The sequence below is a fragment of the Weissella sp. LMG 11983 genome (assembly GCF_025908495.1).
Taxonomy (GTDB): Bacteria; Bacillota; Bacilli; order Lactobacillales; family Lactobacillaceae; genus Weissella; species Weissella fermenti.
Window position 1 is genome coordinate 1011676 of sequence record NZ_JAOZFD010000001.1, and the last position, 12070, is coordinate 1023745.

General features: G+C 44.1%; 7 protein-coding genes and 2 pseudogenes. All 9 read right to left on the minus strand.

Annotation, left to right across the window (positions count from 1 at the left end; all coding sequences use genetic code 11):
- Window positions 1-75 precede the first annotated feature (75 nt).
- Window positions 76-2910 (minus strand): annotated as a pseudogene (carB, locus tag OIT45_RS05355) (carbamoyl-phosphate synthase large subunit); the annotation flags it as partial.
- Window positions 2907-3989: a carbamoyl phosphate synthase small subunit gene (locus OIT45_RS05360; RefSeq protein WP_199403980.1), complete on the minus strand. Its 1083-nt coding sequence runs from the start codon at window positions 3987-3989 to the stop codon at window positions 2907-2909. The pseudogene carB and the gene OIT45_RS05360, both read right to left, overlap by 4 nt.
- A gap of 134 nt (window positions 3990-4123) precedes the next feature.
- Window positions 4124-5149 (minus strand): ornithine carbamoyltransferase, encoded by a 1026-nt coding sequence (argF, locus tag OIT45_RS05365; RefSeq protein ID WP_199403981.1) that lies wholly within the window; start codon window positions 5147-5149, stop codon window positions 4124-4126.
- Window positions 5150-6286: an acetylornithine transaminase gene (locus tag OIT45_RS05370; protein WP_371829739.1), complete on the minus strand. Its 1137-nt coding sequence runs from the start codon at window positions 6284-6286 to the stop codon at window positions 5150-5152.
- Window positions 6283-6990, minus strand: coding sequence for an acetylglutamate kinase (argB, locus tag OIT45_RS05375; protein ID WP_199403983.1), 708 nt, complete (start codon window positions 6988-6990; stop codon window positions 6283-6285). Before argB ends, OIT45_RS05370 begins: the two co-directional genes overlap by 4 nt.
- Window positions 6991-6993: 3 nt before the next feature.
- Complete coding sequence (argJ, locus tag OIT45_RS05380) at window positions 6994-8160, minus strand: bifunctional glutamate N-acetyltransferase/amino-acid acetyltransferase ArgJ (protein ID WP_199403984.1); 1167 nt, start codon at window positions 8158-8160, stop codon at window positions 6994-6996.
- Between the two features lie 9 nt (window positions 8161-8169).
- The gene (argC, locus tag OIT45_RS05385; protein ID WP_199403985.1) at window positions 8170-9201 is read right to left on the minus strand and encodes an N-acetyl-gamma-glutamyl-phosphate reductase; all 1032 of its coding nucleotides are present in this window, start codon (window positions 9199-9201) and stop codon (window positions 8170-8172) included.
- Entirely contained in the window at window positions 9198-10583 is a 1386-nt protein-coding gene (argH, locus tag OIT45_RS05390; RefSeq protein ID WP_199403986.1) for an argininosuccinate lyase, read from the minus strand. Before argH ends, argC begins: the two co-directional genes overlap by 4 nt.
- Window positions 10576-11800: pseudogene (locus OIT45_RS05395) on the minus strand (argininosuccinate synthase). Before OIT45_RS05395 ends, argH begins: the two are co-directional and overlap by 8 nt.
- Window positions 11801-12070: the final 270 nt, after the last annotated feature.

The following is a 12070-nucleotide window of genomic DNA, read 5'->3' on the forward strand; positions in this document are numbered from 1 at the left end:
TTCGTCTTCACTAAAAGACTGGGACAGCAATTGCTGTCCCAGTCTTTTTTATTAACCAATCAGCGTTTGTTCGCGTTTGTCATTCAGTAGAAAAATTGATCCTGGTTTAGCTATTGACTCCGCCCCAGACCCTATGGCAGCTTTGGCCATAGCCTGTTCATAGGTCGATGCAATTCCGAGCACCTCGCCGGTAGATTTCATTTCCGGACCCAAATCCGTTGACACTCCAGGCAATTTATCGAAAGAAAAGACTGGCGCTTTCACTGCCACCAATTCTGGTACTGGCTGAACTCCGGTTTCAAACCCCAAATCAGCCAACTTAACGCCTAACATGACCTGCGTTGCTAACTGCGCCAGTGCAACGCCAGTCACTTTAGAAATAAACGGTACTGTACGTGAAGCGCGAGGGTTCACCTCAATCACATAGGCAATACCCGCTTGAATCACAAACTGCACATTAAGCAAACCAACAACATGCAACTCACGCGCCAAGGCTATTGCTGCATTTACCATCTGTTGTTGAATTTCCTCAGACAAGTTTTGTGGCGGGTAAACACTCATAGAATCACCTGAATGAATACCAGCCGGCTCAATATGCGCCATAATGCCGGGAACAACTACAGTTTCGCCATCACTCAAAACATCCAATTCGGCCTCTGAACCAGCCAAATACTGGTCAATCAACACCGGATGATCATGGGACACGGCAACTGCCCGTGCCATATAATCCGCTAATTCATCCCCATTCGTGACAATTTCCATAGCACGACCCCCTAGTACATAACTAGGGCGCACCAACACTGGATAGCCAACCTTCTCAGCGGCTTCCAAGGCTTCTACAACTGTTGAAGCAGTTTTACCTGCCGGTTGTGGCAATTGTAGCTTTGCAATCAATTGATTAAATAATTCGCGATCCTCGGCCCGATTCAAATCAAACACCGACGTACCCAAGATTGGCATATCATGTTGATTTAAGTCATCTGCCAAATTAATAGCCGTTTGTCCCCCAAACTGAACAACGATCCCAATCGGTTTTTCTAACGCCACCACTTCTCGCACGTCTTCGAAGGTTAATGGTTCGAAATACAACTTATCCGAAATCGAAAAGTCCGTCGAAACAGTTTCTGGATTAGAGTTCATGACAATCGCTTCGTACCCGGCGGCTTGAATCGCTTTAACTGCATGCACGGTAGCGTAATCAAACTCCACCCCTTGTCCGATTCTAATTGGCCCAGAACCAATTACCAATACGGATGGACGTTGCGTGACGGTTGACTCATTTTCCTTCCCATAAGTTGCGTAATAATACGGGGTTGAAGAATCAAATTCACCAGCCACGGTATCTACCATTTTATAAACTGGCTTGATATTGTGTTCCGCTCTTAGTGTCCAGATATCATCAGGCGTCATCTGCCAAATGTTGGCAATGGTTGCATCCGCAAAACCACGGCGCTTTGCGAAACTCAACAACTCAATATCTTGCGGAGATTGGTGTAGTTGCTGCTCAATTTTAATGATTGATGCCAATTTATCTAAGAAATAGTAATCAATTTTCGTGATGGCATGTAGCTCTGTCATGGCAACGCCGCGCCGGATTAATGCTGCTAACATAAACAACCGATCATCACGCGCTGGCCACAGATTATCCAACAACGATTGCGTTGACCATGTTTCAAATGTGATATCATCTAACCCCACCGCATCGATTTCTAACGACCTAACCGCTTTTAGTATGGCTTCCTCCAGGTTTCGTCCAATTGCCATCACTTCCCCGGTTGCTTTCATTTGTGTGCCCAATGTCCGATCGGCCTGACCAAATTTATCAAATGGCCAGCGCGGAATTTTTACCACTACATAATCCAAAGCTGGTTCAACATCAGCCAAAGTCGTCCCTGTTACGGGATTAATAATTTCATCAAGGGTTAATCCAACGGCAATTTTGGCAGCCATTTTGGCAATTGGATATCCCGTTGCCTTCGACGCCAGTGCCGACGACCGACTAACACGTGGATTAACTTCAATAATGTCATAATGGGCGCTATCGGGCGCCAAAGCCATTTGAATGTTAACCCCACCTTCAATGTCTAACGCTCGAATAATCTTCAATGCAGCATCTCGTAATAATTGATAATCATAGTCCGATAGTGTTTGCACAGGTGCTACCACAATTGAGTCGCCGGTATGAATACCAACGGGGTCAAAGTTTTCCATCGATGCAACAATCAAGGCGTTATCAGCTAAATCACGCATTACCTCGAATTCAATTTCTTTATATCCCGCAATTGACTCTTCAATCAACACCTGTGTAACTGGCGAAAGTTCAAGCCCCCGGGTCGTAATATCAACCAACTCAGTCTGAGTTTGGGCCATACCACCACCTGACCCACCTAGCGTATACGCAGGCCGCACAATTACTGGATACCCATGTTGCTCAGCAAAACTTACCGCGTCATTAATATCTTCAGCAATCACAGAATCAGGTACTGGCTCGCCCAAATCAGCCATCAAATCACGAAATAGTTCACGGTCTTCTGCGGATTCAATCGCCGCTAATTTCGTGCCCAACAACTCGATTTGTGACTCGGTTAGCACCCCACTTTCTGATAGTTCTTTGGCAAGGTTCAAACCCGTCTGCCCTCCCAAAGTAGGTAAAATAGCATCTGGCGTTTCTTGTCGAATGATTTGAGTCAGTGAAGCCACTGTTAACGGTTCAATGTAAACACGATCGGCCATTTCCTGATCAGTCATAATCGTCGCCGGATTTGAATTTACCAGGATAACTTCATATCCTTCTTCTTTCAGCGCTAGGGATGCTTGCGAACCAGAATAATCAAATTCGGCGGCTTGACCAATGACAATCGGCCCAGATCCAATCACCAGAATCTTATGAATATCATGTCGCTTTGTCATTGTGCTACCCCTATCTTTTCTTCAGTCATCATTGTCACAAACTCATCAAACAAATACGCCGCATCGTGCGGTCCTGGTGTCGCATCAGGGTGAAATTGCACAGAAAATGCAGCACGCCCCGGCAACTTCACGCCTTCAACGCTACCGTCATTAATATCTTCATAAGTGACCACCAAATCAGTAGTTGCCACACTATTTTTATCCACTGCATAGCCATGGTTTTGCGACGTAAAATAAGTCCGTTTACTGCCAAGTTCACGAACTGCATGGTTAAATCTACGGTGTCCATATTTCATTTGATAGGTTTTCGCGCCATTGGCAATCGCAAATAATTGGTGACCCAAACAAATTCCAAAAAGAGGCTTCATTTCCTGTAGCTGCTTAACTTTTGGAATAAAGTCCATAAAATCGACTGGATTGCCCGGCCCATTTGATAACAGAACACCATCGGGATGGTACGCTAATATTTCAGCCACGGTCGTTGCCGGTGAAAATACAGACACCGTCACCCCACGATGATTCAACGATTGAATAATTGCATTTTTCAAACCAAAATCAATTAGTGCCACATGTAAATGGCTATCCGGTGCATCGTATGTGCGCGGTGTTTCACCTGGCTCATACCGTCTTGGCGCCGTTGTGATTACCGTTGAAGCCTCTCCTGTATCAGCAGGTAATTGATCAACCAAATTAGCCTTCATCGTACCAAACTGTCGTAATTCTTTCGTTAGCGCCCGTGTATCAACCCCGGTAATACCTGGCAGATCCATCATTTCAGCCCATTCCGGCAAAGACCATTTCGACCGCCAATTACTTGGTCGCTCAGCCAAGTCCGCTGTTATAATCGCCGTTGCCGCTGGTCGATGCGACTCATAATCCAGGTCATTAACACCATAATTACCAATTAATGGGTATGTGAATACAATCATCTGTCCCAGATAGGATTGGTCCGTAATTGTTTCCTGATAGCCAGTCATCCCCGTCGTAAACACTAAATCACCGCTAACATCACCAGCTGCACCAAAAGCCTCTCCTTCATAAACTGAGCCATTTTCCAAAATTAAATATCTTTTTTTCATTTCATTTCCCCTAATAAAATAGCCTCCCAAATGCTGAGGCACGGGAGGCATTATCATCTATTACATCACGGCATTTTCCACCCTTGAACCATTTGAATCTCACAGAACTCAGTTAAATCATTCAATTGTACGGGCTATTGAATCACCATGGTTTGCGGTAAAAAGAGCTCCCCCAAAGTCGCTGCCATTACAGCTTTAATCGTATGCAAGCGATTCTCAGCTTGCTGGAATTGTTTCGCATACGGCGCCTGGAAAACATCTTGCGTGATTTCCATCTCTGTCAAACCAAACTGCTGATGCACCGCCTGAGCCATGGTCGTTTCTAAGTCATGAAAGGCTGGTAAATCATGCAGAACAATCGTGTCTGCTTGCCCGGTTTTCATAACAGTCGTCATATTAATTTGATATGGTTGCAACAAGGCAATGCGTTCAGCCCATGCCGCTTCCTCTCCCATTGACGCCCAAACATCGGTGTATAAGACCTGTGCTCCTTTCACGCCTTGATCAACATCATCGGTTATCACCAGTTCTGCCCCGGTTTCAGTAGCAAATGACTGGGCTAACGCTTGCACCGCCTGAGTCGGTTGCAATGCACTTGGGGCAACCAAAGTGATGTCGACGCCCAGCATAGCACCGGTTACCAACAATGAGTTAGCAACGTTATTACGGGCATCTCCCAAATAAGCCAACTTGATACCCTTTAAATGTCCAAAAATTTCATCAATCGTCATAAAATCTGCCAGCATTTGGGTTGGATGCCAACTATCAGTTAGACCGTTCCATACCGGAACCTGACTTTCTTCGGCCAAAGCTTCAACCATCTGTTGCTCATACCCACGATATTCAATTGCATCAAACATTGACCCTAATACACGAGCCGTATCGGACAACGATTCCTTTTTTCCAAATTGAATATCATGACTGCCTAAAAACTCGGCATGTGCGCCCAAATCATTGGCTGCAATCGTAAACGATGATCGCGTTCGCGTTGAAGTTTTTTCAAATAGCAACGCAATATTGCGTCCCTTCAAATATTCATGCGGAACTCGTTGCGCTTTCAATTCCTTAAGATGCTCCGCCAACTTAATTAAGGTGTATAGTTCAGCCCCGGTAAAATCCTTTTCAGCCAGGAAGGAGCGACCGTAAAATATGTTCTGCATTTAGAACTCTCCAATCGTTTCTAAAATCGTGATGATCCCCGCATGTAAGGTTGCCTGGTCCATTGTTAATACTGGTAGTAAACGTAGCGTGTTTCCCTGCGCCGACAGTGCTAAAATCCTTTTTTCTCGTAACTTAACCAGCACTGCGTTAACATCCACGTTTAATTCAATCCCAATCATTAGCCCTGCGCCACGAACCATCTTCACCTGTGGTAAATTTGCGCTAAGCTCCTCAATTTCATGACGAATCAGCTCACCTTTGTGCGCAACGGTTGCTAAAAATTCGGGAGTTAACGTTTCTAACACAGCAATAGCACTCGCCATGACAATTGGGTTACCGCCAAAAGTTGTCCCATGGGCCCCTGGTTGAAAAGCACGGCCTAAATCAGCCCGACCAATCATTGCTCCCACTGGCAGCCCGTTTGCTAGCGCCTTAGCAACCGTCACGATGTCTGGTGTAATTCCAAATTGCTGATAGGCGTAAAGCGATCCAGTCCGGCCCATACCTGACTGTACTTCATCAATGATTACCAGCACACCAAGTTCATTTGCTTTTGCCACAAGCTCATGAAGCCATTCCTTCTGGGCAACATGAATTCCGCCTTCACCCTGTACTACCTCAAGAATCACAGCGGCAAAAGTACCATCTAACGCTTCAATGGCTAACGCTTGATTAAAGGGCAGTGTCACGACATCTTGATCAACACCATACCCTTCTTGATATGCCGTTACGGGGGTCAACGACAAGGCCCCATACGTCCGCCCGTGAAACGCCTGCGAAAAGTTCATGATTTTGTGCTTTCCTGTATAGCGACGCGCTAGTTTTAATGCAGCTTCATTTGCTTCAGCACCTGAATTAGCGAAAAAAACTAATTGATCATTTTCCTGAGTTAGTAAGTGGGCTACTTTTTCTTGTAGCGGGCTTTCATATAGATTTGATGTATGCCAAATACCTTTGAGTTGCTGTTCCACAGCTTCTTGTATCACCGGATGATGGTAACCAAGATTCATTACGCCAATGCCAGCCCCAAAATCCAAATAGTCATCGCCTGCATCATCGGTAACGTAAGCATCGTGGCCATCAACCAAAACCAAATCAGCGCGTGCATAGGTATTAAATAAATGACTCATTCTTATTCTCCCAAAATTAGTTTTGTGCCCGTTTCAAAATCTTTCCCCAATCGAATATCTGTTACACCCGCTCTAATTGCCGCGAACGCAGCTTGAATTTTGACAAACATTCCATCTGTCACAATTTGTTGTTGCACTAAATTGCTAGCGTCAATCGGTGTTAAATTAGAAACCACTTCCTGTTGTTTATTAAGAACGCCATCTACATCTGTCAGAAAGTACAAACTATCAGCCATAAAATGACGGGCGATAGCTAACGCAATCTCATCCGCGTTGACATTCAGTAACTCCCCTCGTTCATCAGGAACTAATGGTCCAATGACGTATAACTGTCCCGTAACCCTCTCCATTGCAACGCTTTTTATTTCCCCAACGCGACCGTACTCCCCCTCGGCTTTCAAGGTAGCCTGAACTCCCTCAGTTAACAGATTCGCCGCCATGTGGGCCTGACCTAAAACGTGCTGTAGCATCGGCCATACTTGTACCTGCACAACGTCCTGCATTATCGCTAGCGTCCGTTGGTCCGTATAACGTAGCCCATCTATTTTTTTGACGGGCAGCTTGGCCCGCGTTAGCGCTTCATTTACCATTGGACCAGCACCGTGCACCAATATGACGGGTTCCCCAATCGCTAACCAGGCTTGCATCTGGTTTAGGATTTGAATATTCAAATTTTTTAATGCGTTGCCGCCAATTTTAATTACTTTCATGTTTTATGTGTGATAAGCCGCGTTAATATGCACGTACTCATAGGTCAAATCACTTCCCCACGCCTGACCTTGTTCATGTCCGATTCCTAATGAGATTGCTACAACGATTATTTTTTCCTGCATTACTTGCGCAGCTGTTCCGTCATCCACAACCGCCTGTCCATTCAAAATAATTGGCGCTTGGTTAATGCTGATCGATAATGTATTTGCATCAAACACTTCACCAACATTTCCAATCGCATCGACAATACGCCCCCAATTTGGATCGGCGCCAAAAACGGCTGTTTTAACTAAGTTTGATCCAACGACGCTTTTTGCAACCTTCATCGCGCTAGCTTTACTACGTGCTTCCGTAACTCGAACGTCAATTAGCCGGGTGGCACCTTCTCCGTCACTAGCAATTGCAATCGCTAATGTCTTAAGCACCTGTTGCAAATTAGCTTTGAAAGACTTATAGGCGTCCGTACCAGCCTTGATTGCTTTTGACCAATCATCCCCATTGGCCAAAACCAAAACCGTGTCATTTGTAGAAGTATCCCCATCTACCGTGATTTGATTAAAGGTCACATCTACTAGCTCACGTAATAGCTGTTGTAATAATTGCTGATTGATGGTGGCATCGGTCGCAACGAAACCTAGCATCGTTCCCATATTAGGATGAATCATCCCCGACCCCTTTGCGACACCGCTAATTTGATAATTTTCGGTCGTTACTTGGGCCGTTTTAGTTGTGGTATCAGTCGTTAGCATTGCCTTAGCTAGGTTCATAGGGTCACTCTCTATTAACCGACTAATACCTGCCTGTATTTTATCCATCGGCAATTGTTCACCAATAATACCCGTTGATGCAACTAAGACTTCAGATTCGTCGCAGTGCAACCGTTCCGCGACTAATTTTTGCGTTTTCAGCGCGTTGTCCATACCAACATCTCCCGTAAACGCATTAGCATTCGCAGAATTTACAAAAATCGCATGGACTGGCTTATTCAAACGAATAATCGTTCGATCTAATTGCACCGGTGCGGCTGGGAATGTATTACGAGTAAAAACACCAGCCACGTTAGCCGGTTTTGTTGATACCAACCATCCGATATCCGGCTTGTTCGGGTTACGACGCAAATGGCCGTGAATACCATCACTATAAAAATTTTTCGGCCAAGTAAATGTCATCGTTCCCTCCTACACAAAATCTGGCAACTGCGTTAAGCCCGCAGTCTCAGACAATCCAAAATATTTATTGAAGTTTTGAACAGCCTGTCCAGCTGCTCCTTTCATCAAATTATCAATTACGCTAACGACGGTGACCACCCGAGTTACCGGATTGTATGACCAACCAATTGCAGTGAAATTACTACCGGCAATTAAACGTAAGTCAGGTATTTGATTATCCATAATCTTTACAAAAGGTTTATCCATGTAAGTCGCTCGAAAGGCCGAAGCTATAACGTCATCAACATCACTAACCTCATCCGAAATTTTGGCGTATATCGTTGCCATCAGCCCACGCTTAATGGGTAATAATCCTGTCGCAAATTGAATCGGTCCCATATCGGGTGCCCATTCCCTAAGTTGTTGCATGATTTCGGGAATATGTTGATGTTGATTAACCTTATACATTGCAAAGTTTTCATCAACGTCAACAAAATGCGTGGCACGACTTAATTTCTTACCAGATCCCGTCACGCCTGACTTGGCATCAACAATCACCGAGTTCAAATCAATCAATCGTTCCTGTACCAACGGCGCAAGTCCCATCAGAGTTGCGGTTGCATAGCAACCTGGATTTGCAATATAAGTTGCTGTCGCCGCCGTAAATTCGGTTAACCCATAAGTCACCTTTGACAATGTTTCATGTGAAACATTTGGCTCTTGGTGGTACCACTTTTTGTATTGAGCAGGGTCTTTCAGTCGCAAGTCACCAGACAGGTCAATTACCGGGAAATCATTATTCATTAGTTCCGCAGCGTATCCACCTGTGACACCAGCGGGTGTCGCAAAAAATACTGCATCATTGTTGGTCATAATATCAGCAATATCAAATTTAAAAACATTTATCGATTGATCACTCACCCAATTAAATTGCTTAGATACAGCTGTCAAATCTGACTGCTGTGTGTATATGTTTACTCGCTGAATATTCGGGTGCTGGTTTAGTAGTCGCCATAAAACGGTGCCACTGTATCCGGTTACCCCGACAATTGCTACGTTCATGACCCTTCCTCTACTTTCTCTTGATAATACTTAATTTGGTTGTGCACCTCACTAACGGCTGTACCACCAAACGATGTTCGACGATTAACGGCCGTCATAGGGCGCAAGACATCAAACACATCTGAATCGATTAAATGACTTGCTTGTTGTAAATCGGCCAATGACATCTCCTGCAGGTTTACGCCAGTTTGAATGCCCAAAAGAACCAGCTGTCCCACGATGGCATGGGCATCTCGGAACGGCAACCCTTTCGTAACAAGATAATCTGCTAATTCAGTCGCATTTGAAAAATCATCGTGCGTACTCTCAGTCATGGTTTGTTGATTAACTGTCAACGTCGCAAACATTCCATTGAATATATATAGCGCATCCATCAATGTGTCATACGCCTCAAAGACACCACGCTTATCTTCTTGCATATCTTTGTTGTATGCTAACGGTAACCCTTTCATAACTGTCAGCAAGCCAATCAAATCACCGTAAACACGCCCCGTCTTGCCTCGAGTTAATTCGGCAAAGTCCGCATTCTTCTTTTGTGGCATGATAGATGATCCCGTTGCGTACGCATCACTAAGTGTCACAAAATTAAATTCATGACTTGACCATAAAATAATCTCCTCACTCATACGTGAAAGATGCATCATTAGCAATGACGTTGATTGCAGAAATTCAACGGCAAAGTCACGATCACTAACTGCATCCATCGCGTTATGATAAATTGCATCAAATCCTAGTGCAGCAGCAACGGATTCACGGTCAATTGGGAATGTTGTCCCCGCCAAAGCAGCTGCTCCAAGCGGTGATAGATTGGCATGCTTGATATTAAATTCAAACCGTTCAACATCTCGCTGTAACATCCCAACATACGCCAGCAGATGATATCCAAATGTAACGGGCTGCGCATGTTGTAAATGTGTATATCCAGGCATCAAAGTCGCTTCATGGACTTCAGCTAGATTTAGCAACGTTTTTTGAAACCTTTTGATTGCGCCAATAACATCGGGTAAACGCTTAGCAACCCAAAGATGAAAGTCTGTCGCTACTTGATCATTACGTGACCTGGCAGTGTGTAGCTTGCCAGCCGTTGCGCCAATCTTTTCGGTTAACAATACTTCAACGTTCATATGCACATCCTCATGTGCAACTTTTAGTGTGACCTTATTAGCAGAAAAATCAGCCCAAATTTCATGCAACCCAGCTACAATTTGTCGTGCATCTGCATCATCAATAATGCCTTGTCGGCCTAGCATCAATGCGTGAGCAATCGAGGCCTGAATGTCTTCTTGAATCATTTGTTGATCGACGTTGATTGATGCACCATATTTCTGTGCCCGTTTAGATCCCGATTCAGTAAAACGGCCACCCCATAATTTTTCAACCATTTGACATCCCCGTTTCTGAATGAACGTGATTTACTTGTTCGAAAACAGTATTTCCCAATGTCCACAGCTTGATAAACCCAACTGCAGATGCCTGATCGAACGATGAGCTAGCTGTATATGTTGCCAAATCTTCGTCATACAGCGAATTAGTTGCTGACTGACGGGCAACCGCAATCGCATTTCCCTTGAACAACTTCATCTTCACGTCACCATTAACAACCTGTTGTGTTTGCTTAACAAATGACTGCAACGCATCGAAGAGTGGTGAAACCCATTTTGCGTCGTAAACCAGATTAGCTAGTTGTTGTTCAACAAAGGGTTTGAAGTGGGCCACATCTTTCTCCAAAGTTAAGTCTTCCAAATCCTTATGTGCGGTCATCATAACTTTAGCGGCTGGCGCTTCATAAATTTCACGTGACTTAATACCAACTAGTCGGTTCTCAATATGATCAATTCGTCCAATCCCATGCTTACCGGCAATGTCATTCACATGATTAATAATTGCCGGTAGTGGCATCATTTCACCATCCACAGCCACAGGAACACCCGCTTCAAAGGTAAGTGTCGTAAACTCTGGTTCATCGGGAGCATTTTCAATCGACTGAGTCAAGGTATAGGCTTCTTCCGGCGCCTCATGCCAAGGATTCTCAAAGAATCCCCGCTTCAATCGCACGCCCCCAAATATTTTCATCAATGGAATATGGTGATTCTTCACCTACAGGAATCGGCACATTGTGCGCCTCAGCGTAAGCAATTTCTTCTTCACGAGACCATTGAAAATCTCGAATCGGCGCTTCGATTTTCAATTCCGGATCAAATGCATGAATCGCTGCTTCAAAACGCACTTGGTCGTTACCGTGTCCCGTCGATCCATGCGCAATCGTAGTAGCACCAATTTCATGTGCAATCTCAACTAACTTCTTAATAATCAACGGACGAGACAACGCCGATACCAATGGATATTCACCTTCATATTGCAAATTACCTTGAATAACCGGCACAACGTAGTCTTGGGCAAACTCTGCCTTCGTATCTAACAAGATTGACTTCTCAGCCCCTACTAGAAGCGCTTTTTCCTTAATGAAGTCCAAATCCTTACCGTGTTGTCCAACATCCAAAACGACAGCTGTTACGTCGTAACCCTTTTCCTTCAGCCACGGAATAGCAACCGACGTATCTAATCCACCTGAGTAAGCCAAAACCAATTTTTCTTGCATAAATATTCCCCTTTTTGCATATTTGATTATTCATCAATTGTAACTATTTATTCAAAATAAGCAACATTGTTTGTATTTTTATTCCAAAAACGCGAATTAAGGATGTTATTTAACACATGTGTTTTAGTGTTTTAGTTTTTTAAATTACATTTGTATACAAAATAGAGGTTTAAAATATTTTTATTGAATGTTTTGTCAGATTGATAGTGGCCCTATATCTATTTTTTTAAAGTTGTTTCATTTTTGCATATTGAATAATTGCACAAAAAA